Below are 21,413 nucleotides of genomic sequence, written 5' to 3' on the forward strand. Positions count from 1 at the left end.
GGAACGACAAATAGCCCATAACGGGAAGCGTGGAAAGGGGGCACGCTCCCCGCATGGGCTAAAAGATTATCCTACATGAAAAGCAAGGGTGCGGGTAATAAGGCGCACTTGCAGCCTGTTACGCATTTCCTCGTCCACATAGGAATAGGTATTGCCCGCGTCGTCTTTCAGCGTGCGGGTACAAAGTTTCGCTATGTAACCCTCGTAGTGCTTCAAGATCGCGCACATGGCGGTTGTGTCGCCGTTTGCCGCTGCGGAAATGACAGGGAACGGCAACAGATTTTCAGACTTCCTAACGGTATTCATCATCTGCTTTTCCCTCCAAATACTGTTTGATTTTCGCAAGCGCGGATTTCCTGTGCCGGAAAACCGTCGTGCGTACAACATTCAGCAGTTCGCCAATTTCCGCGTCGCTCATATCCAAGAAGTAGGACAAAAGGATAATGTCGCGTTTCCTTTCGGGCAAAGCGTTAAGGGCTTCGGCAAGCAGTTCATTTTTGACGAGTACATCAAAGCCGGACACTTGAAAACGGAAATAATCGCTTTCGTATTCGTCCGTTGTGAAAAGCTGCGCGAGTTCGCTTTCGCTCAAATCCGAAAAAGTAACTTCGCGTGCTGCGCGTTTCGCAAGAGTGCGGCGGTGGCTTTTCGCTTCGCCGACCAAAGTTTTCTTTGCTAATGCGTCGTACTGATGTTGTATTCTTTCCTTGTCGGAAGAAGATAGCTCCATAGAGTTCACCTCCTTCCCGCGTGGAGTAGAGGACGGGAGTTAAGGGCTTGTCCTCTCTGCCCCTTTCGCTCCGTACCCGTTCGGGAGATGGCTCTTGAGTGCGCTTTTCAGAAAAAAGTTGAAAAAAGCAAAATGCGCCCGTCCGCAAGACGCGGACGGGCGCAAAGGAAATGTAAGCAGTAGCTAAATGTATTGACAGTTCACATTCATAGCCGGAATATCCCGCTTGCGGAGCATAGCTTTTTTTGACCGCAAAGCATTAGGCGGGTTACAGTAAATAAAAATGGACACGGCGATACCTCCCCGATACCGCCGTATCCTTAAAAAAGGGCGACTTTAATACACTACCCGCAATCCATTCTATAATAGGGAACAGCGGCTTTTGCGCAATATTAAATAAAAAAGCCGATAACACATAGGTTTTTTGACCTAATGCGTTATCGGCTCTGCGTCTATGCGTCTGGCACTTTTAATCATTTTTTTTGAATTTATTATATGTGTTAGCTAACTGTCCACAAGCCGCGTTAATCTCTCTGCCATGAGAAACTCTCATAGTAACTTCAAGTCCTGCTTGCTCTAATTGATGTTTGAATGCAACTATTTCCCGTTTCTGTGGTGCTTTAATTCTTGAATTGCTTGTTGGGTTGTATTGTAACACGTTAATCATAACTTTTTTGCCCCGAAACCATTTTGCAAGTTGTCTTACATCTGAGGGCCGGTCATTTATACCCGGTAAAAGCAAATACGCAAAGACAATTTTGCGATTATGCCTTTCAGAATAGGATAAGGCTTGCTTAACAACATCTTCAATAGCATATATGCGCATGTGAGGAATAATACGATTTCTTGCAGATTGTGTTGCTGCGTGTAAAGATATTGTCAACTGAATTTTAAGATGTTCCTCGCGCAATTTTTTTAATTGATCGACCGGACCAACTGTTGATATGGTAATGCCGTCGGTTGGAAAGTTGAGCCCATATCTATCTCGGAGAATATGGATTGCTTTTATCAAGTTGTCATAATTGAATAAAGGCTCTCCCATACCCATAAAAACGATACGGTTTACTTTTCGACGCAACAATATAATCTGTTGTACGATTTCTGACGATGTTAGATTACGAACAAAGCCATTTCGCCCGGACTCACAAAAAATACAACCAACAGGACAACCGACTTGTGTGCTCACGCAAACAGTTCCACCATCTCGCCGCTTGATAAAAACCGTTTCAATGTATTTGTTGTCTTTCAGTTCGTAAACATACTTTTCAGTATCACTGCTTTTGCAAATATTTTTTACCAACATTGATAGATTTTTTTTGCGTGGTAATTGCTTATATAATTCTTCATATAAGGCTTTTGCTTCATTCTCGCCAATAACTTCCGACATTTCTTTGTAAGTAAATCCGTATGGATCATTCCGTACTTCCGCAGGCGTATATTTAGGTAAACGTTTCATTTTTATATCCTTTCTTCTAAATAATAAAAGTTTGTTTTTCTGTATTTTTGATTACAATCTCTAATTTTTCTACATCAATGATATGCGTCAATTTGCATTTAGGGCAGAAAAGAGGAAAATCTTTTAATACAGTATTATGAAATACTTGAACTCTCGTCTTTCCGTTACAAATCGGACATTTTATCCAATATTTTTTAAGCATTATATTTCACTCGTCCTTTTTACACAAAAAAATGCAGGTCAATCCTCAACATGAGCATTGACCTGCATTTATAATGCACAGAGCAGTACAACAAAACTAAGGCATAGCTTGCACTATGTCTATACTATATCTATACGTCGTTAGTTTTTTGTATAGCATCCGCAAAATAAGCATGACAAAAAAGCCCATGTTGAAAATGGGAAAATCCTTTTTTTCAATGCTTATCTAATACGCATGCTATGCAACATAAACGCCGCCTCCTTTTACATAAATTTTATTTTATCAGAAAATCAGTCTACTGTCAATACACAACAGGAAGTATTTAACCTAATGATATGAATTGTGTGGACATATCCAAAAAGAAAGGTGAACTGTAAAATGTAACAGGGTGAATGAAAATGGCAAAAAGACCCGTACCATTGTACGACTTTAAGGCTTTCGGGGCAGCTATAAAAGCCGCGAGAAATGAATACGGCGAGAGCCGCAAAAAGGTAAGCGACGAGTTATATATTTCCCCGCGCTACCTTGCGAATATCGAGAACAAGGGACAACAGCCGAGTTTACAGGTATTCTATGACCTTGTAACCCGGTATCATATTTCGGTAGATCAATTTTTCTTCCCGAACAGCAATGCGGAGAAATCCACCGGGCGGCGGCAGCTTGACGCGCTGCTGGACGGTATGAGCGATAAAGGCATACGGATTGTAACCGCAACAGCAAGGGAGATAACGGAAGTCGAAAAAGCAGAGGATTAACCTCACAATATGAGAAATCGGGAGATTGCAGCGCATGGCGGCTGCAATCTTTTTTTGCGTCCAAAATCAAAGGAACGCGCAACAAATACCGCCTTTCGGTGGGGGTATGGAGTAGATAGCAAGCACAGCAAACGAGTACCCGTTTGCGGAAAATGCTTGTTGGGATAATCCCAAACCCTTATACCGAAAGGCGGTGCGGAAATGGAAAACCGAAAGAGAAATATACAGATGAAGTTTTACGTTACGGAAGAAGAAAAGCGGCTGATCGACGAGAAGATGAAGCAGCTTCCCATAAAGCAGTATGGGGCATACTTCCGTAAAATGGCGATAGACGGGTATATTCTTGTCGTTGACCGAAGCGACACAAAAGCATATATCCGGGAACTGCAAGCGGTGAGCCGGAACATCAACCAAATTGCAAAACGCGCCAATGCGACGGGGACGGTTTACAGGCAGGATATAGAGGACATTAAAAAGGCGGTGGACGAGATATGGCGGTTACAAAGACGCACCCTATTAAATCAACCTTAAAGGCTGCGATAGACTATATCTTAAATCCCGAAAAGACAGACGGGAAGCTGCTTGCGTCCTCTTTCGGCTGCGGGCTGGAAACCGCCGATATTGAGTTTGCATGGACGCGGGAAGCTGCCGGAGATCGCGGCACACATTTAGGGCGGCACTTGATACAATCCTTTGCGGTGGGAGAAACCACACCGGAAGAAGCGCACAAAATCGGCATGGAACTTGCCGGGGCGGTATTAGGCGGCAAGTATGAGTTTGTTTTGACAACTCACGTCGATAAAGACCATCTGCATAATCACTTGATTTTCAACGCGGTTAGCTTCGTTGACTACAAAAAGTACCATTCCAACAAGCAAAGCTATCACTTTATCCGGCGCACCAGCGACAGGATATGTAAAGAGCATGGGCTATCCGTCGTCGTACCGGGACAGGACAAGGGAAAAAGCTATGCAGAATACACCGCCGAAAAGCAAGGGACAAGCTACAAAGCAAAGCTGAAAACGGCGATAGATACTCTCATTCCCCAAGTGAAAGATTTTGACGAACTGCTGCGCCGCTTGCAGGAAATGGGGTATGAAATCAAACAGGGCAAATACATTTCCTTTCGCGCTGCCGGACAGGAACGGTTTACCCGCACAAAGACGCTCGGCGCGGCCTATACGGAAGAAGCGATAAAGGAGCGTATCAAGGGCGTGTATGTTGCCAAAACAAAAACGCTGCGGGAAGATAAGAAAATCCGGCTTGTCGTCGATCTTGAAAACAGTATCAAAGCCCAACAATCGGCGGGCTATGAACGGTGGGCGAAAATCCATAATCTGAAACAGGCTGCGAAAAGCATGAACTTCTTGACCGAAAACAAGATTGAATATTATAGCGACCTTGAAAGCAAAATTGCGGATATTATGACCGCCCATGACGCGGCGGCAAAGGCGGTTAAGGAAGTGGAACAGCGTATGTCTGATTTGTCGCTGCTTATCAAGCACACCACCACATACCGACAGTTAAAACCGATTTACGATGAATACCGAAAATCGCCGGACAAGGAAAAGTATCTGCGGGGGCATGAAAGCGAAATTATCCTGTTTGAAGCTGCGGCAAGGGCATTAAAGGAAATGCAGATAAAGAAGCTGCCCGATCTCGCCGCGCTGCGCAAGGAGTATAGAAGCTTAAACGACAGGAAAACCAAATTGTATGAAGATTATCGGCAAGCCAAGAAGCAAATGCAGGAATACGGCGTTGTCAAAAAGAACGTCGATAGTATTCTTTACCCGTCCCAAAGCAGGGCGCGGGAGCAGGAGCGATAAGGCGCAAAACATGGGGTGGCAAGTGGAATGTTAAGGGCTGAAAACGCCTGTGTTTCTGCGGCTTCCAGCGCATGAAAACGACATAGACGATAAAGTATATTCAAACCCGCAAAAACGGCTTTCTAATTGTCCACGCAAGGACAAAAAAAGAACAGGGGCGCGGTGCCGGAAATCGGCAACCGCGCCCCTGTTCTCTATGGGCTATTCCTCGTCGGTCAAGATAAACTCCCTTTCGGAAAACTCGCTGTCCGTCATGGCTTGCAGCTTGTTCACCGCTGCGGCGGCAAGCTGGCGCATATCCTCGTCCATGTAGGGCATGGCGGCAAGGATATTTTCAAGCGTTGTTTCCCGGCTGTCCTCGGCGTAGATCGCAACAATGTTTTCTTCCTCAATGGTAAAGCGGGTATTCATGCTATCAAACCTCCAAATCCTTTTTATGCTCTTTCTGTTTATCTTTCGGCTGCTGCGCCGCCTGTTTCTTGTATTCGTCCAGCTTCTTCAAAATGGACGGTTTTTTCTGCGGCTGTTCCCGTTTCTCGGCTTTTACCGCTTTTGCAAGGTCGGTAACGGAAATCGCTTCCCCCGCCTTTGCCCGCTGCTCAAAATCTGCAACGGTGGGCGTTTGCGGCGTATTGTTGATAAGCCCGTCAAAATTGTTGTCGTTCTGCTCTATGGTGTCCTCGACGTGCTTTAAGGGATTATCCCGCTGCGGCTGCTCGGCGGCTATGGCATAAGCCTGTGTGCCATTCCCCATAATGAGATACTTCCCGTCCTCCGACGCATGGTGAAAACCAAATCCCGCCGCTTCGATCTGTTCACGGCTCATATCGGTAATATGAAAATTGCCCCTCGGCGTTCTAACGGTTTCACCCGTCAAAAGGCTGTCGGGGGTCGCTTCCGGCTGCTGCTTTTCAAGCTGCCCGTCCTTGTAGGAATATCCTTGCGCCGCGATTGCTTCAAGGGTCTTGCCCGTAACGTCGCCATAAATCCGCTTGTCTGCGTCAACCAGCATTTGCAAAGTGTCTTGTACGGTGTCGGACAAGGCTTGCTGCTGTTCGGGCGGCAGCTTGTCAAATACGGGGGTCTGCTGCTCCTGCAAAAACTCCGGCACTTGCTGAAAACCGATACTGTCTACATAGTGGGCGGTGTCCTCGTCGTTCTGATGAAGCACAACAATGTCGGAAACGGAAAGGCTATGCCCCTTAAAGTCGGCGGGGTGGTCGATATTAAACCTTTCCCAAATGTCGCCCAGCGTCATATCCTTTGTAAGCGGTGCAGTATAGACGAGTTCATAATTTACCCGGTCAATGGTAAGTCCAGCCGCTTGCAGACGGTCATAAGGCTCAAAGCGCAAGTCCCTTGTTTCGTCCCCGCGCTTTAACTGATAAATGGAAAAGGTATCGCCCTGCTCCTGCTCGGCTTGCCGCTGCTGCTGCAACTCGGTAAAATGCCCCTCAATCTCGGTAATGAGTTCCTTTGCGGTGGTCTGTATTGTTTCAAGGGACGCTTTTAACTCGGTCATTTCCTTGCCGCTGCTCCAACCAGCCACATAGCCGAAAGAGTAATCGGAAGTATCAAGGCCGAAATGCTGGCAAACCGTATAAGCGACGCTTTCCGCTTCTACCTCGCAGGTATGGCGGTCAACGCGGTTTTGCTGCTCCGGCGGGGCGTTTAAGTCTACGTCGTGCAGCTTCGCATGGGCGATTTCGTGAATGGCGGTCTTTACCGCCTGTAATTCACTCACGCCCTCTTTGATTGCAATACGCTTGTCGGTCAAACTGAAATACCCATTTGCGCCGTTTGTGATCTGCTCAAATGCAATCGGGACGGGGGACGCTTTTTCAAGGGCGGCGAAAAAATCCTCGTACTGCTCCACATCGGCAAGCAGCGGTTTAACGGAAAGGTCGGGAAACTCCTTGCCCTCGGTCTGCGAAATATCAAAGACGGTTATAACCTTAAAGGCGGGGACGGTGATTTCCTTTTCTTCCTTTACCACTTTTCCCTCGCGGTCAAGCATGGGCTTTCTCGTTTCGGGGTCGATTTTATCAACCAGCTTTTTCACCTTGTAGGGCGCGGGGGCAAAGATTTTAATGCCTTTCTCGCCTTTCTTTACATGGCGGTCAAACTCCTTTTCCCATTGACGGAAGCCCATTACCAAATTGCCGCCCTGCATAGCAATTAGGATAGTGTTATTCAAACTATAATCATGGAACTTTGACATAGCGGTTAGAAACTCTTTGTAGCGGTCGCTGTCAAAAATCGCCTGTACGCCCTGTTCCAAACGCGCGGTGATCTCCTTTACCTTTTCGGCGGGCTTTTCGGAAGTAAGGATAATGGGGACGACGGGGCGGGGCTGCTGCGGCTCTGCGGCCTGTGCGTCTGCTTGCTGCGTTTCGGCTGCGTCCATATAGGCTTTGTCCTGTTCGCCGCGCTCCGGCTGCGGGTAACTCATAATGCGGTATTCTTCCGGCACTTCGCGCCCCTCAAACTGACGCTCCCACTCGTCGCCGCTTTCCACGATATAGCCGTACTCGGTAAACGCGCCTTTTTCCTGCGCGGCAGCGTTCCTGCCAAAAGTAGAAAGGTCAATGCCGCCTTTCCATTCTTCGGGCATTTGTACCATGCCGGATTGATTTAAGTAATAGTCGCCCAAATCGTGGTAGTTATGTACTTCGGGGATATGGACGTAAAAATCCACGTTGTAGGTGAAGTCAATTACCTGTCCAATATTTGCAAGCCCGTTTTTCTGCTGCAAAGCTGCGTTCAGCTTGCCAACCTCGGCGGGGTCAAGCTGTTCGAGCCGCGCCGCAAGAAAATTGAGTTCGTCCACGTCGGCGGCGCATACCATTTCATAAGGCAAGGCAATATGTTTCTCCGGGTCGTCGGAAAAGCCGCGAATGGAAAAATCCTGCGGGTTATCGGCGGTAATGCCGACGCTCTGCATGGCTTCGTGAAGCTGCTCCTTTGTGGCGGGCATATCCAGCCAATAGCCGCTTGGGTCGCCCGCTTCAAAACGGCTGCGGTTGCCAATCATAATAGAAAACTGTTCGCTCATGTGTTCACGCTCCTTTTCCTGCCCGGTAGTTTCGGGGATAGCTGCCGCCTGTTGCTGCTGCTGCGGGGGTTCTTCGCCCTCTATGGTGTAGTCCGGCATGAGCATACCGTTTACTTTGAAATAGTCGGCGTACTCCTGCGGGATAGGCGGGGAGATTTCCGTAAACAAGCGGTCATACGCTTTGATACGCCCATTCAGATACTTTTCCATAGCTGCCTTGTCGGTGAAAACCTTTCTATCTTGTCCGGCAATCTTCGCTTGGGTTCTGCTTGGGCTGTTGGTGCGCACGCTCCATGTAAGCGTCCATGAATACGGGATAGATTTCTGCGCTTCTTTGTCGTAGCGGGTATTCTCGTAAATGTAGTAATTCATCTGATATACCCGGTTGCTGCGAATATGGCGGTTATGCTCGGTGGTCTGCCACTCGTTAGCGGTGTGCTGCACAACGGTTGTCCTTGTGTATTCAATCGCTTTGTCAAGCAAAAGCGTTTTGCCCGCCTGTTCCTCCCATGCGGCGGCGCGGCTTGAGAGATCGTTAAAAATCGCCTGTTCCGCTGCCGCGCTTTCCTCGCGCATGGCGTGTAGCTGCTCCGGCGGCAAGGAAACATAGGGGGCAATATCCCCGTCCTTTGCTTCAAAATATATCCGGCGTTCTATCCGCATGGTTTCGGCGGTTTCCAATTTGTCATGGTCGTATGAAGAATACGGCATATTGTTTCATCACGTCCTTTCTCGATTTTTAAGGGTTTGGGACTATCCCAACAAGCAAAATGCCCGCGCTCTCTATGGGAAGCGCGGGCATTTCTCGCAAACGGGTACTCGTTTGCTGTGCTTGCTATGTAGTTGTTTTTATCCGTAAACGCCTGTTTCTCTCGCTTTGGGCTTTCTGTCTGCGGCGTATCTTTGCCGCGCAATCGGGGCAGTATTTCGCCCGGTTGCTGCCCGCCGCAAACGTGCTGCCGCATACCGCGCAACGCTTCAAATCGGTTTCCCCGCTGCGGGTGATCTGTTCGCAAAGCTGCCTGTCGGCGGGTAATACCGCTTCGCGGAAATAGCGGCATAACAGCGAATAGCTGATACTCTGCACACACACGCAAGTTTCCCCGTCGTCCAGCAGCAGACAATTCCCGCAATCGTTGTTTGCACAAGCGGCGCGGGTCATTTTCTTTACGGCGCGGTATTGCTTTTCATCAAGCCTTATCATTTTCGGTTCTGCTCGACGCGGAAGTTTACATACTTGCCGCCTGTGTCGGCAAGCAGCACAACTCCGTCAAAGGTCTTTCCCGTCTTGGTCGAGTACATACCTTTGATTTTTACCTTTCCGTCTTTCAAAAGGGCGGCGGCAATCGCCTTTGTGAAAGCCTTTTTGCGCTGCTCAAAAAAGCGGTCATTCTTCCACATCACAAAGCTGCAAGCCCTGTCGGAGCAGTAAAAGTTTTTCTTGCCCTCGTAAACCGCCGCGCCGCAACGGGGGCAAGTGCCGATTGCTTCCCGCTGCGGGGTAAACAGCTTCGCTTTATCCTCGGAAATCGCGGAATAGGTCTTGACAAGCCCCGCTGTCATTTCCTCAATCCCGCGCATGAAGTCGGCGGGGCTGTCGCTGCCCTTTGCAATCCCGGTAAGGCGCGTTTCCCATTCTGCCGTAAGCTGCGGGGACGTAAGGCTGTCGGGCAGGATAGCGGCAAGGTTATACCCGTCCTTTGTGGGGATTAGCTTTTTGCCCTTGCGCTCGGCAAAGCCCGCACTAATGAGTTTTTCAATGATACCCGCCCGCGTTGCGGTAGTGCCTAACCCTTTGCGCTCTGCGTCCTCCGGCGTTTCTTCCTTGCCCGCGTTCTCCATAGCGGACAGAAGCGTATCTTCGGTATATGCTTTCGGGGGCTGCGTGTAACACTCGGAGATCTCCGCTGCCGGATTGTCAAAGGTCTGCCCCTCGGCAAGCGGCGGCAAAACGGTTTCCGGCTCTGCGTCCTCGTCCTGTTCCTCGGACGCGGCGCGGGACAGCTTTTCAATCTCACGCCACCCCTCGCAAAGCGTCGTCTTTCCCTTTGCGGTAAAGGTATAACCGCCGCAAGAGATAACCGCCGTAACCGCTTCATATTCATAGGGCGCGGCTGCGGCGCAAAGCAGCTTCGCGCATACAAGGGTCATAAGTTTTGTTTCGCTGTCGGTAAGGGAAGAAAAGCCCGTTTTCAAAAACTCGGCTGTCGGCAAAATAGCGTGGTGGTCGGTTACTTTGCTGTTGTCGCAAACCCTTGTAAGGTCTGCTTGCAGCTTCACGTCCCGCATAAAGGGAAGCAGCGAACAAAGCCCGGTAATGAGTTCCTTTGTGCTGTCCTGCATATCGGAAGTGATATATTTGCTGTCGGTGCGGGGATAGGTCAAAAGCCGCTTTTCATAGAGGGCTTGCGCATAATCAAGGGTCTGTTTCGCCGTAAACCCGTACAGGCGGTTGGCTTCGCGCTGCAACGCGGTAAGGTCAAACAGCTTCGGCGGTGCAACGGTCTTTTTCTCTTTTTTGAGGGAAGTACAAACGGCTTGCGATTTCTCGCAAGCCGCTTTCATCTGCTGCGCTGCCGCTTCGTCGTTCAACCTTTCGGACAAAGCCGAAACACCGCCCGCGTCCAGACGGACAACATGATATTTTTCTTTCTTAAAGCTGCTGATCGCATAGTCGCGGTTTACCAGCATGGTAAGGGTGGGCGTCTGCACTCTGCCGACATTCAGCGTTTTGTGATAGAGGATAGAGAAAAGGCGGGTCGCGTTAATCCCGACAAGCCAATCTGCCTTTGCTCTGCAAAGCGCGGATTGATAGAGGTTGTCATAGCTGCGCCCGTCTTTGAGGTTTGAAAAGCCCTCGCGGATTGCGCTTTCTTCCATACTGCTAATCCAAAGGCGGGAAAAGGGCTTTTTGCAATTTGCCTGTTCATAGACAAAGCGAAAAATGAGTTCTCCCTCGCGCCCGCTGTCGCACGCATTGACAATCTCGGAAACGTCGCTGCGGTGCATAAGGTCTTTGAGTACGGAAAACTGCTGCTCCTTGCCGTTGGCAACGGTAAACTGCCAATCCTGCGGGACAATGGGGAGATCGTCATACTTCCATTTTCGGTACTGCTCGTTGTAGGTCGCCGCGTCCGCAAGGCTAATCAAATGCCCGATACACCAGGACACAAGGTAGCCGCCGCCCTCAAAATATCCTCTGCGCTTTTCATTCGCGCCAAGTACGGCGGCAATCGCCGCCCCGACGCTCGGTTTCTCTGCAATTACAAGTTTCATACTTTCTCGTCCTCCTGCTCGGTTTCTAATTCTTCCTCGTCCTCGTCGTCCTCGTCAAAATCGAGATCGTCAAGGTTGCTGCTGCCTTTTGCCGCGTCCTTTTTGGGCTTCATAATCTTAAAGTAATAGAACGCGCCGCCGCCCACTGCGGCAAGAAGCAGCACGACAAGCAGAATAGCACCGCCCATGCCGCCGCCTTTATCTTCCTCCGGCTCCGGCTGCTCGGTTTCTTCCGGCTCCGGCTCGGCTTCCTTGCCCGCGCACTCGCTCATATTGACGCTGCAAACGGGGCAATCGGTGTTGACGCTTCCGGCAACGCATTTTTCAGTACAGCTACAAGCGGGGGCTTCGGTCTGTTCGTCCTCCATAAGCTGCAAAAGGTCTTTTTCATCAACTTGATTGAGGAAATGGACGGTGTTTTCTCCGTCCTCGGCGCGGTCAATGATGATGTAAAAATAGTTTCCGTTTTTCGTAACGACGGTAATAAACTGCTTATCGCCGGACGCTTCGCCCGTTATGTCGTCCACAAGGCTCATGTTGCCCTCCGGCGTTAAGGGCTGCGGCTCATAGCCGCCCGTCGTTTCTTCCGGCTCGGTTTCGGTTACGGGGGTAGGCGGCTCGTCGCTCACATCACCGCCGCCCGCAAAAGCGGTAACAGAAAAGCCGCCCATGAGTACAAGGGCGGCAAGCAAAGCGGTAACGCTGCGGAACAGTTTTTTATGCTTCATCTTCGGTTTCCTCCTGTTCGTCGGTATAGTCTGTGTCCGGCTGCGGCAAAATGATTTCGCCGTTGGCATAGGCGGAGAGGAACGCGGCAAGCTGCGCCCCGTCAAGGTGTACCGCTTTCACCATTTGAACGATCTGCGCGTTTTCTTCCTCGATTTTCTGCGCTTCAAGGTCTTTCAGCCTTTTTTGGTATTCAAGGACTTTCGCCCTCGTTTTCTCAATATCCCTTTCGATACGGTCAAGTTTCGTGTTTGCCATAGAAATAAACTCCTTTCAAAGTCAGTTGTAATGTAGCCGCCCATAGGCGTAAAAATGGGATTGCCAATAGCTTGTATCAAGTTTTGCGTATTGTATCGGGTCGCCACAATGCAGCATGACGGGGCTTCCGTCCCCGTCCTCGCCAACGTAGATACCCACATGAGATACCCCCGGTGTGTCATATGTACCCGTAAAGAAAACCAAATCCCCCGGCTGCGGGTTGGAAACGCGGGTTGAAATGTTGTAAAGCCCCTGCGCCCCAAGTCTGCCCGTATTGTATAAGCCGCTGTTCGTCAGCACATAGCTAACAAAACCGCTGCAATCAAAAGAGGTTTCCGGGCTGCTGCCGCCCCACACATAAGGAAAACCGACATACTTTTCCGCTTCCTCAATGAGCCGCGCAAACTGTTCATCTTCCAGATAGGCGGGCGGGATTTCATAATCCGCTGGCGGGTTTTCATAGTATTTTGAAATATAGCCGGATTGCGGGAAAAGATCGGGTCTGTTTCCCAGCGACGACATATACATAGCGTACATGGATAGCTGTTCCTCGCCCATAATGTAAACGGGAACATGGGAGAGGTTGAAGTTTTCCAAATCCACATTGAGAATGTAATAGTTATAGGCTACTTCAACGTCGTATTCGTTGCCTTCGCTGTCCGTCCGCGTTTCGGTGCGGTAGCGTACCTCGACTTCCTCCGTAACCGTCAAGATATACTGTTTATCAAAGAGCATTTCAAGGGTGCTTTGCGCTTCATCGAGAGTAAACACGCCCTCATGCCAAGCGGAGAGGATAGAGATTAGCACATACGGGTCATGCTCGATCTCGTCAGCCGTTACCCGGTATTCGTCATAGCCGGGGTATTCGCTTTCGATGTTATCCAGCATATCCTGTAACTCGGCTTCCATAGCGACATACGCGCTTTCTGCGCCTGTAATATCCGCGTCCTCGGAGAGATAGGACGACGCAATCAAGCCGCTGCCGCTGTTGCCGCCGAACAGGGAACAAGAGGACAAGCCGCCGAAAAACAGAAGCACGATAAAGGCAATCCCGCCCACAATCAAACAGCCTTTCCAATGCCGGACGACAAAGAACGTCGCCCGTTTGGTTTCCTGCGCCGTTTTCTTCGCCGCCTTTGCGGTGGCTTCGGCGGTCTTTTTCACCTTGCCGCCCGTTTTCAACGCCTTTGCATACTGCTTTTTAATGCGCTGTTTTTGCCAAAAACGGGAAATCGGGTTGGAGTGCGCAAGGGCGGGGTTATCATGCAGCGCCTTTTGGTAGAGGAAATCGGCGTTTGCCTTTGCTGCCTTTTTCTCGGCTGCTGCCGCCGCCCGGTAAGGTTTCAGCTTATGGCTGCGTATGCCGCGTTTTACTGCCCGCGTCGTCATGCCGCCCGCTTTCTCGCCCACAAGTTCTATCCTGTGTCCGCTTTCCACACCGACGTTTTCTTTCTCCACCTCATAGATTTTTCCATGTACGGCGGCGTCCAATTCCTGCGCCGGACGGGATAACGGGTTATGACGCAACTTGCCGTTTGGGGGCTTATCCGTTTTTTCAAAAGCAAGGCGCGTCTTTGCTTTGCCTTTGGCTTCGTCAAAAACGCGCTCTTTTGTGATTTTGGTCTGTTTGGGGATAGCTGCCCGCGCTTTGTCTAAACGGTCAGCCGCCGTATCGGATTTTTTGATTGCCTTTTGCAGGTCCGGCGTTGCCCGTTCCGCTTCGGAAAACTGCAAGCGGGACGTATGGGTTTTAAGCTGTGCTGCGTCAAGGGTCTTTTTCTCCGCGCCCTTTTCAAAGTGGCGGCTAACCTCTGTGCTGATACGTTGGGTTGTCTTTTCTGCTGCTCCCGCTACGGGGGCTGAATAGTTTTCCTCCGGCGGTCTTTCGCTGATACTCGTTGTTTCGCCCGTCGTAAGGTTTTCCGCAATCGCCCCGTCGCGGGTCATTTTCTGCGTTACCTTGTCGGGGGCTTTTAATTCCTTGCTCAATGTTCATCACCTCCAATACGCTGTTTTGCAAGGGTGCAGTATTCGGGGTTGATCTCTATACCCACATAGCGGCGGGAAAGGCTTTTTGCCGCCGCTGCGGTCGTGCCGCTGCCTAAAAACGGGTCAAGCACAATCCCGCCGACAGGACAGCCCGACAAAATGCACGTTTCCGCAAGTTTGGGCGGGAACGCTGCAAAATGCCCGCCGCGATAGGAAGCTGTGTTGATCTGCCAAACGTTGCGGCGGCTGCGGACGGGGGAAATCATTTCGTCGGTGTATGCGCCTTTCCTGCGGGGACGGTTGATTTTCTGCGGCTGGTTTTGCCCCGGAACGGTAGCGGCATATTTGTTGCCTTTCCCAACTCCGCTTTTCAGCCGTACCGCCGTTGTGGGGGCTATCGGCTCGGCTACTGCTTGCCAATCATAGTAATATTTCTTTGACTTGGTAAGCAGAAACACATATTCATAGCAGCGCGTCGGTCTGTCCCGCGTGCTTTCCGGCATGGCGTTTCCCTTGTGCCAAATGATAGAACTGCGCAAATACCAACCGTCGCCCCGCAAGGCAAGGGCTACAAGCCACGGAATACCGATTAGGTCTTTCGGCTTGCAGCCGGGGGCGCGGTGGTTTACCGCCACTTGCTGCCCGTTCCTGCCTTTGGGGTATTTCGGGTCTTGGTGGTCGGCTTTGCTGCCTGTGCCGCAATAAGTGTCCGCGATATTCAGCCAACAAGTACCCTCCGGCGTAAGCACCCGCTTTACCTCATGGAAAACCGCCGTAATGCGGGAAACATATTCCTCCGGCGTTGCTTCCCGCCCGATCTGCCCGTCTGTGCCGTAATCGCGCAAAGCATAGTAGGGCGGGGACGTTACGCAACAATCCAAACAGTTATCCGGCAAGGTTTGAAGCACCTGCAAGCTGTCGCCGCAATAGATTTTATCCGTTTCTATCCTCATGCCGACACCTCGCCGGGCTTGGTCGTCATTACGCGGTAGAGTTCCGTATCTTTCGGGAAACGGTCAATAAAGGGCAAAATCACGTTGCCATAGAAGATAAGTCCCTCGCCCGCTTCGGAATGGGTTACATAGGTCATTTGCTGCTGCGAAATGTTAAGCTGCTTGGCAAGGATTTCCCGGTCGCCCTGGGCTTGGTTGAGCATATAGACAAAATCGCTGTTTTCAAAAACGTTTGAAACTTCTCTGCTCGTCAAAAGGTCTTTGACGTTCTGCGTGATACCTGTCGGAATACCGCCCCACTTGCGAAAACGCTTCCAAATCTCGACGGAATAGGCGGCGGTCTGTTCCTCTTTCAAGAGCAAATGAAACTCGTCGATGTAATACCGCGTCGCCTTGCCCTCGCTGCGGTTTACCGTTACTCTGTTCCATACTTGGTCTTGGACGATAAGCATACCGACTTTTTTAAGCTGCGTACCGAGTTCCTTAATATCAAAGCAGACAAGGCGATTATGAATGTCAACGTTTGTCCTGTGGTTAAAAATGTTCAAGCTGCCGTTTACATAGAGTTCCAATGCCGCCGCGATACGCTGCGCTTCCTTTTCCGGCTGCTTCTTGATTTCGTCGTAGAGGTCGCCCAAAATCGGCATATTTTCAGGCTTCGGGTCGGCAAGGTAGTTGCGGTACACGCTGATAACAGCGCGGTCAATCAAGGTCTTTTCAACAGCTTCCAGCCCGTTTTTACCGCCCATAATCAACTCACAAAAGGAAAGGATAAAATCGCTCTTTAAGGCTATGGGCGTGTCGCCCTCGCTGTAATTGAGGTTAATATCCATAGGGTTAATGTACTGCGTGCTGTTCTGCGAAACCTTGATAACCTGTCCTTTCAAACGTCCGACAAGGGGGTAATATTCGGCTTCGGGGTCGCAAATGATAATATCATCTGCCGTAATAAGAAAAGCGTTTGTGATTTCGCGTTTTGCAGAAAAACTTTTGCCGCTGCCCGGTGTGCCGAGTATCAAGCCGTTGGGGTTTTTCAGCTTCTTTCGGTCGCACAAAATCATGTTGTTGGAAAGGGCGTTTAAGCCGTAATACAATGCTTCGCCGCTTTGGAACAGCTCTTGCACCGTAAAGGGAACGAAAACGGCGGTGCTGCTGGTCGTCAAGCCGCGCTGGATATGGATAAGGTTTTCCCCCAACGGGATAGAGGACATAAGCCCCTGTTCCTGCCGGTAGTCAAGGCGGGTCAAAATGCAGTTGTATTTCTGTGCGATTGCCGCCGCCCCAAATACTTCGTTATCCAATTTCTGCTTGGTATCTGCAAGGTTTAAGACAAGCAGCGTGAGCAGAAACATTCTTTCGTTGCGGCTCTGCAAATCGCGGAGTAGGTTTTTTGCTTCCCCGCCGTAGGTGGCAAGGTCGGACGGAATAATATCCATGTCATAACCGCTGCGGATTGCTTTCTTTTGTTCTTCAATCTTCATGCGGTCAAGGTCGGTGATCTTGCGCTTAATCGTCTTGATTGCTTCGTTGTGGTCGATACTCTGAATGTGCAGATTGACGATAATCCCGTTTTCCGCGTCCATGAAGTCGGCAAGCATACGGTCGGAGAGTTCCGGCGCGACGATCTGCAAAAAGGAAACCGCACCAAACTTGCCGCCCATTTGAAACATTCGCCCGTCGCCAAATCGGAAAGAGGACGGGGCGATAAAGTCCTTGACGGAAAGCCCGCTTGCGGGTAGCCATTCCCACGCAAAGTTAAAGCGTTCCCCGTCCGGGTGAAAAATCCCATGCAGCACTTCAAGACGCTGTTTCCCGTCCAATACCCGCGCCGCCGCGCCGATCACCTTAAAATGGTTGAGGGTGTCCGTTTCAATGCGGGCAAGACGCGCCCGCGCCGATCTAATGTCCTTTGCTTCAACGGTAAAGGTGAGAAACTTGGTTTTGATAAGCCCGTTGTTTCCGCGTTCAAGCTGCGTCCTAAGCATTTCGGTGTATTCTGCTCTGATACTGTCGAAGTCGTCATTCTGCGGTGCAATCGTGATACTGTTCTTAAAATCGTCCTTGTTCGCATGGCGGCTGATTAGGGAAAGCTGCACGCTGATAGAAGCGTCGAACGAGTTATACATATCGCAAAGGGCTTCAAAAATGGCGGTTTTGTCGTCCGGCTGCGCAAGCTGATAATTTATATCCTCAAACTCAATGCACTTGGAATACCGCCCGTTTGCAAGGCGGCAAATCCCGTCCTTATACATTCGCTCAAACGGTATGCTGTCCTGCGCCGTATGGGGCTTCCCGTCGCCCTTTGCCTGTCGGATAAGGGTATCTATCTGTTTTCTTTCCTGTCGGGAAAGTTTACGCTTTTCGTTTTGGGTGTTTTTCTTTTCCTTTGACAATCGCCCGTACCTCCTTATCTAATTGCTCTTGCCGCGCAAGGGCGGCATAAAAATTGTTGGTCTGATAAGGTCGCTCTTTGGGGCGAAGAAACTTCACTTCCACAAATTGCCGAATAATCACTTCCAGCGGTTGCCCGTTTTTCTCGTACATGGCAAGCAAAAACATAGGCAGCATGGCAAGCACCATGCACAATGCCGCTGCGCTCGTTCCAACGCTGCCTTTTACCAAAAAGAACAGCGGCAGTCCGATTGCCACCGCCGCGCTGAAACAAATTAGCTGTCGTTTCGTAAGGTTGAACATTACCTTGCTTTTGATTTTTGTTAAGTCCTTTGGGACGGTTACATACGCCATTTCATACCTCCTTTCTGCCCGGAATGTAATCTTCAAAGCGGGGAACAGCATAGAAAAGCCGCTTGTTGTTTACCCATCGTTGCAAATGGCGGGTAACAGGCGGGGCGGTTGGACGCTCGTAAATCATCACATACGGGTCAAAGCCCATAGCCCGCAAGGTGTTCACGCGGTATAAATCCTGTTCGTGAGTGCTGCCGTAGTTGGTAAGAACATACACGCGCCGCTGGCGGCTGCTTTTAATGGCTGTCAAATCCAAAAAACGTTGGAAATACCCGGTCAAGTCCTCGTCGGGATTATCCCATGCAAAATGTACCGCTTTTATCCGTACCCGATTTAACAGGCTGACATTATCCCTGTTCACAAGGCGAATATCCAGCCCTTGCGAAAAATCCACCCATGCGCGGCTTCGTATAAGCTGCTCAATGAGATTTTCATGGTCGGGACAGGCAAGCAGATTAGCGTCCATGATTTTTATTTCCGGCTGCCATTTCCAAAACTCGGACAAATCCGCAACCTTAACGCTTTTGCGCCCCTCTTTACCGCTGACAATGCAAAACCCGCAATTTCTCGGACAACCCCGGCTTAAAAAGCCGTAGGCAATCCCGAAAAACTGCGGGTAGATAGAATAATCCGGGTAACTGTGTTCCACTTCCGGCGGCAAGCGGTTTTTCGTGTCGTAGCCCGTACCGCCGAAAATAACCTGTTCCGCGTTGGTAACGGTTATCGTGTCTTTGGAATAGGTGTCCGTAAAGACGCGGCTTTTATATACAAGGTCGTACCGCCCCTTTGCGTTCCACCATTCCACCGTATGCCCCTTTGCTTTATGATACGCGGATAGCTTCATCAAGCAGAGGTTGGGGAAATTATGGCTGTCAACGTCGATTAAGCCGATTTTCAAATCATAACTCACCCCCTTAATGTGCCGAAAAGACGCTCTTTGCAAGGCTCCCCGTTTTGAAAAGGGTAAAGCACAAGAGGACGGTATAGCCCATGCAAGCCCAGATCGCGCCGGAAATGTCGTCGGTTGCTGCGATTGTCTGTATCAAGACCGCATAAATGCCCACGCACACCAAAATCAAAAACGCCTGAAAACCAAGCGCAAGCAAAGATTTTAAGTAATTCTGTCCCATGCTGCCCCATTCGTGATTTACCATTGTTGCCATAGGGATAGGGGCAACGCTCGTTACAAGATATATTTCAATCATGCGCCCATACACCACAAGCATAATGCAGATTGACAGGGCTTTCATGGTAAGCCCTACAAAGAGGGATTGAAACCATAACCCCAAAAGACCGCCCACGCTCATAGCGTCGAGTTTTGCTTCAATGTCGGTAATGACGGTGGTAACGTCTATGCTTGTATCGGATATGATAACCCCCGCGCTCTGATTGACGACGCTCTGCGTAACGTCGAAAACTCCCATGACGATGTTCCAAGTGTTTGTTACCAGCAGCACCGCAACAAAGGTCTTAAAAATCCATTTGAAGAAAATCCAAGTGTCGAGATCGTGCAGATTGTTTTTTTCAATTACAATCTGGATTAGTTCGTAGCACATGACAAAGGTAATGATAACGCCCGCAATCGGTACAATGACATTTTCCGAAAGGCTGCGTATCATGTTGAATATGCCCGCGTTCCACCCGGCGGGGGTCGTGCCGACTTGCGTTGCGATTTCTCCAACCTCTGTATTTACGCTGTCAAACAAGCCGGAGAGGTTCGATAAAATCCCGTCTGTCAAAATGCCACGAAACCAATCTTCAATCATCTGCCATATCAAAAGTTAATCCCTCCTTTCCCGCGCCCTCCCGTTTCCGAGAGGGCGCGGCGGGTGGTATTTGTTTTAGGCATTATCCAAAAAGTTTGGAAAGAAGCGGAACAAGGGTGCCGCCGATCAAAGCGACGCCGCCGCCCGCCATGAGCTGTTTTATCCCCAATTAGGTGTAAAAACTCTGCTCGATGGCGGGCGGCGGCGTACAAAAAATCTATATGGTGTTGTTAAGAGAACCGTCCCGGCGGGACAGGTCAGGCAGTGACCTGTTCCACCTCCGGGATGGGTTTGAGATTAAAATGAATTTCGATAGAAATGTGTCTTGTTTTATCTTCGTCAATGCGCTCATGCACGACGATTTCTTTGATTAAGCGGTTGAGGGTGGCTGCGTCCAGCTCTGTGATGTTGGCGTATTCCTGAATGGCTTCCACCCATTGTTTTGCGTCATTGGCAAGCTGGACTTCATCGGACAGCCGCTTCCTGCCCTCGGACACTTTTGTTTTAAGCTCCGTCTGCTCGGTCTGTGTCTTTTCCAGCATGGTGTTGAAATTCTGCTCACTGATACGCCCTGCAATCATATCCTCATAAAGCCGCATGACCATTTTGTCCAGAACCTCAATCCGTTCCTCGTCCCTTGTAAGGGAGCGTTCCATTGCTTCCCGCTGTTCCCGTTGCTCTGCTTCACAGGTATTGGTCAGGCGGTCGGCAACCGCTTCCCCGTCCATCAGGGCAGCTCTGGCACATTCCCGGATTTTCCGCAGCACATGGCTGTAAAGGGTGTCATAATCAATCCGGTGCTGGGTGCAGTGGTTCTTTCCAAAGGCGTTGTAGGTCTTGCAGGAATAAATCCGCTGGGGATGTTTTGCGTTTGTGTAGCGTACCGTCAGCGACTTCCCACACTCGCCGCATTTTAGCAGCCCTGCAAACAGGCTGATTTCATTGGTCTGCCCCGGACGCTGGCGGGATTTCAGCTTGTTCTGCACAATGTCAAAGCTCATGCGGTCAATCAGCGGTTCATGCTGTCCCTCCACCACAATCCAGTCCTCCGGCTTCTTTTCCCCAATCGTGCCGATTTTGAAGCGGTAGTCCTTTTTCTGGGAAGCAATCGCCCCGGTGTAGACGGGATTCATCAAAAGATCTTTGATAACGGAGAAGTCCCACATATACCGCCCGTTTTCCGGGTCTTTCTTTTCCCATTTGGTGCGGGTATTGCGAAGCCCCCGTTCCCGGTTCCACCATGTGGGGCAGGGGATTTTTTCTTCCTCCAGCCGTCTGCGGATATAGTTCGGACCATGACCGTTTAAGGCATACCCGAAAATCAGCCGCACAATCGGGGCGGTTTCCTCGTCAATGAGCAGATGGTTTTTGTCCTCCGGGTCTTTCCGATACCCAAAGGGGGCAAGACACCCGGTAAACTGTCCTTTCTGCGCTTTCAGAAGATATGAGGAATGGACTTTCTTGGAAATATCCTTGCTGTACATCTCATTCAGGATATTTTTGAACGGGGCAATGTCATTGTTATCCCGAAGGGTGTCGATACCGTCATTCATGGCGATATAGCGGACACCGTTTCTTGGGAAAAAGTCCTCAATCAAATGCCCGGTTTGCAGATAGTTACGCCCCAGTCGGCTGAGGTCTTTCGTGATGACAAGGTTGATTTGCCTGCGCTCAAT

At 50.1% G+C, this 21,413-nt stretch carries 20 protein-coding genes and 1 pseudogene; 3 read left to right on the forward strand and 18 right to left on the reverse strand.

Features of this window, described 5'->3' with window-relative positions:
- Positions 1–66: 66 nt before the first annotated feature.
- The 4 genes from H8S44_RS07010 to H8S44_RS07025 form a co-directional block, all read right to left on the reverse strand.
- Entirely contained in the window at positions 67–309 is a 243-nt protein-coding gene (locus tag H8S44_RS07010; RefSeq protein ID WP_002604473.1) for a helix-turn-helix domain-containing protein, read from the reverse strand.
- Positions 293–730: a sigma-70 family RNA polymerase sigma factor gene (locus H8S44_RS07015; RefSeq protein WP_002604474.1), complete on the reverse strand. Its 438-nt coding sequence runs from the start codon at positions 728–730 to the stop codon at positions 293–295. Before H8S44_RS07015 ends, H8S44_RS07010 begins: the two co-directional genes overlap by 17 nt.
- Before the next feature lie 469 nt (positions 731–1,199).
- Positions 1,200–2,186, reverse strand: coding sequence for a 23S rRNA (adenine(2503)-C(2))-methyltransferase RlmN (gene rlmN, locus H8S44_RS07020; protein ID WP_006774449.1), 987 nt, complete (start codon positions 2,184–2,186; stop codon positions 1,200–1,202).
- Between the two features lie 16 nt (positions 2,187–2,202).
- Positions 2,203–2,388, reverse strand: coding sequence for a cysteine-rich KTR domain-containing protein (locus tag H8S44_RS07025; protein WP_003431289.1), 186 nt, complete (start codon positions 2,386–2,388; stop codon positions 2,203–2,205).
- Positions 2,389–2,786: 398 nt separating this feature from the next.
- On the opposite strand from H8S44_RS07025, the gene H8S44_RS07030 reads away from it, so the two are divergent.
- The 3 genes from H8S44_RS07030 (at position 2,787) to H8S44_RS07040 (ending at position 4,969) form a co-directional block, all read left to right on the forward strand.
- On the forward strand, positions 2,787–3,143 hold the full coding sequence (locus H8S44_RS07030) for a helix-turn-helix transcriptional regulator (protein ID WP_002584957.1): 357 nt from the start codon (positions 2,787–2,789) through the stop codon (positions 3,141–3,143).
- Positions 3,144–3,344: 201 nt separating this feature from the next.
- On the forward strand, positions 3,345–3,674 hold the full coding sequence (locus tag H8S44_RS07035; RefSeq protein ID WP_002584958.1) for a plasmid mobilization protein: 330 nt from the start codon (positions 3,345–3,347) through the stop codon (positions 3,672–3,674).
- The gene (locus H8S44_RS07040) at positions 3,635–4,969 is read left to right on the forward strand and encodes a relaxase/mobilization nuclease domain-containing protein (RefSeq protein WP_021749504.1); all 1,335 of its coding nucleotides are present in this window, start codon (positions 3,635–3,637) and stop codon (positions 4,967–4,969) included. The genes H8S44_RS07035 and H8S44_RS07040 overlap by 40 nt, the downstream gene beginning before the upstream one ends.
- A 201-nt stretch (positions 4,970–5,170) precedes the next feature.
- Here H8S44_RS07040 and H8S44_RS07045 read toward each other — a convergent pair whose 3' ends face one another.
- The 14 genes and pseudogenes from H8S44_RS07045 to H8S44_RS07110 all read right to left on the reverse strand — a co-directional run.
- Complete coding sequence (locus H8S44_RS07045) at positions 5,171–5,380, reverse strand: transposon-transfer assisting family protein (protein WP_002584960.1); 210 nt, start codon at positions 5,378–5,380, stop codon at positions 5,171–5,173.
- A 4-nt stretch (positions 5,381–5,384) separates the two neighbouring features.
- The gene (locus tag H8S44_RS07050; RefSeq protein ID WP_021749503.1) at positions 5,385–8,735 is read right to left on the reverse strand and encodes a YodL domain-containing protein; all 3,351 of its coding nucleotides are present in this window, start codon (positions 8,733–8,735) and stop codon (positions 5,385–5,387) included.
- A 124-nt stretch (positions 8,736–8,859) separates the two neighbouring features.
- Complete coding sequence (locus H8S44_RS07055; RefSeq protein WP_002584962.1) at positions 8,860–9,228, reverse strand: cysteine-rich VLP domain-containing protein; 369 nt, start codon at positions 9,226–9,228, stop codon at positions 8,860–8,862.
- On the reverse strand, positions 9,225–11,300 hold the full coding sequence (locus H8S44_RS07060) for a type IA DNA topoisomerase (protein ID WP_021749501.1): 2,076 nt from the start codon (positions 11,298–11,300) through the stop codon (positions 9,225–9,227). Before H8S44_RS07060 ends, H8S44_RS07055 begins: the two co-directional genes overlap by 4 nt.
- A complete protein-coding gene (locus H8S44_RS07065; protein WP_021749500.1) occupies positions 11,297–12,028 on the reverse strand; it encodes a DUF4366 domain-containing protein in 732 nt (243 codons plus the stop codon). Before H8S44_RS07065 ends, H8S44_RS07060 begins: the two co-directional genes overlap by 4 nt.
- Positions 12,018–12,284: a DUF4315 family protein gene (locus H8S44_RS07070; RefSeq protein WP_007709576.1), complete on the reverse strand. Its 267-nt coding sequence runs from the start codon at positions 12,282–12,284 to the stop codon at positions 12,018–12,020. Before H8S44_RS07070 ends, H8S44_RS07065 begins: the two co-directional genes overlap by 11 nt.
- Positions 12,285–12,305: 21 nt before the next feature.
- Positions 12,306–14,273 carry a C40 family peptidase gene (locus H8S44_RS07075; protein WP_021749499.1) on the reverse strand — a complete coding sequence of 656 codons (1,968 nt, stop codon included), beginning with the start codon at positions 14,271–14,273 and terminating at the stop codon, positions 12,306–12,308.
- Positions 14,270–15,226, reverse strand: a complete 957-nt coding sequence (locus H8S44_RS07080) for a DNA-methyltransferase (protein ID WP_021749498.1) — start codon at positions 15,224–15,226, stop codon at positions 14,270–14,272. Before H8S44_RS07080 ends, H8S44_RS07075 begins: the two co-directional genes overlap by 4 nt.
- Entirely contained in the window at positions 15,223–17,619 is a 2,397-nt protein-coding gene (locus H8S44_RS07085; RefSeq protein ID WP_036630487.1) for a VirB4-like conjugal transfer ATPase, CD1110 family, read from the reverse strand. The genes H8S44_RS07080 and H8S44_RS07085 overlap by 4 nt, the downstream gene beginning before the upstream one ends.
- Positions 17,579–17,971 carry a PrgI family protein gene (locus tag H8S44_RS07090; RefSeq protein WP_006774460.1) on the reverse strand — a complete coding sequence of 131 codons (393 nt, stop codon included), beginning with the start codon at positions 17,969–17,971 and terminating at the stop codon, positions 17,579–17,581. The genes H8S44_RS07085 and H8S44_RS07090 overlap by 41 nt, the downstream gene beginning before the upstream one ends.
- A 1-nt stretch (position 17,972) precedes the next feature.
- The gene (locus H8S44_RS07095; RefSeq protein WP_181974208.1) at positions 17,973–18,869 is read right to left on the reverse strand and encodes a radical SAM protein; all 897 of its coding nucleotides are present in this window, start codon (positions 18,867–18,869) and stop codon (positions 17,973–17,975) included.
- A 16-nt stretch (positions 18,870–18,885) separates the two neighbouring features.
- Positions 18,886–19,737, reverse strand: a complete 852-nt coding sequence (locus tag H8S44_RS07100; RefSeq protein WP_021749495.1) for a VirB6/TrbL-like conjugal transfer protein, CD1112 family — start codon at positions 19,735–19,737, stop codon at positions 18,886–18,888.
- A gap of 82 nt (positions 19,738–19,819) precedes the next feature.
- Positions 19,820–19,903: pseudogene (locus H8S44_RS07105) on the reverse strand (Maff2 family mobile element protein); the annotation flags it as partial.
- Between the two features lie 91 nt (positions 19,904–19,994).
- On the reverse strand, positions 19,995–21,413 hold a 1,419-nt coding region (locus H8S44_RS07110; protein ID WP_186997533.1), incomplete at its 5' end, for a recombinase family protein.

The sequence above is a fragment of the Anaerosacchariphilus hominis genome, from assembly GCF_014290175.1.
Lineage (GTDB): Bacteria > Bacillota > Clostridia > Lachnospirales > Lachnospiraceae > Laedolimicola > Laedolimicola hominis.

Bases quoted from the DNA above. Each gene is read 5' to 3' on its own strand.
- H8S44_RS07010 (WP_002604473.1), bottom strand. From the start codon at position 309: ATGATGAATACCGTTAGGAAGTCTGAAAATCTGTTGCCGTTCCCTGTC.
- H8S44_RS07015 (WP_002604474.1), bottom strand. From the start codon at position 730: ATGGAGCTATCTTCTTCCGACAAGGAAAGAATACAACATCAGTACGAC.
- rlmN (WP_006774449.1), bottom strand. From the start codon at position 2,186: ATGAAACGTTTACCTAAATATACGCCTGCGGAAGTACGGAATGATCCA.
- H8S44_RS07025 (WP_003431289.1), bottom strand. From the start codon at position 2,388: ATGCTTAAAAAATATTGGATAAAATGTCCGATTTGTAACGGAAAGACG.
- H8S44_RS07030 (WP_002584957.1), top strand. From the start codon at position 2,787: ATGGCAAAAAGACCCGTACCATTGTACGACTTTAAGGCTTTCGGGGCA.
- H8S44_RS07035 (WP_002584958.1), top strand. From the start codon at position 3,345: ATGGAAAACCGAAAGAGAAATATACAGATGAAGTTTTACGTTACGGAA.
- H8S44_RS07040 (WP_021749504.1), top strand. From the start codon at position 3,635: ATGGCGGTTACAAAGACGCACCCTATTAAATCAACCTTAAAGGCTGCG.
- H8S44_RS07045 (WP_002584960.1), bottom strand. From the start codon at position 5,380: ATGAATACCCGCTTTACCATTGAGGAAGAAAACATTGTTGCGATCTAC.
- H8S44_RS07050 (WP_021749503.1), bottom strand. From the start codon at position 8,735: ATGCCGTATTCTTCATACGACCATGACAAATTGGAAACCGCCGAAACC.
- H8S44_RS07055 (WP_002584962.1), bottom strand. From the start codon at position 9,228: ATGATAAGGCTTGATGAAAAGCAATACCGCGCCGTAAAGAAAATGACC.
- H8S44_RS07060 (WP_021749501.1), bottom strand. From the start codon at position 11,300: ATGAAACTTGTAATTGCAGAGAAACCGAGCGTCGGGGCGGCGATTGCC.
- H8S44_RS07065 (WP_021749500.1), bottom strand. From the start codon at position 12,028: ATGAAGCATAAAAAACTGTTCCGCAGCGTTACCGCTTTGCTTGCCGCC.
- H8S44_RS07070 (WP_007709576.1), bottom strand. From the start codon at position 12,284: ATGGCAAACACGAAACTTGACCGTATCGAAAGGGATATTGAGAAAACG.
- H8S44_RS07080 (WP_021749498.1), bottom strand. From the start codon at position 15,226: ATGAGGATAGAAACGGATAAAATCTATTGCGGCGACAGCTTGCAGGTG.
- H8S44_RS07090 (WP_006774460.1), bottom strand. From the start codon at position 17,971: ATGGCGTATGTAACCGTCCCAAAGGACTTAACAAAAATCAAAAGCAAG.
- H8S44_RS07100 (WP_021749495.1), bottom strand. From the start codon at position 19,737: ATGATTGAAGATTGGTTTCGTGGCATTTTGACAGACGGGATTTTATCG.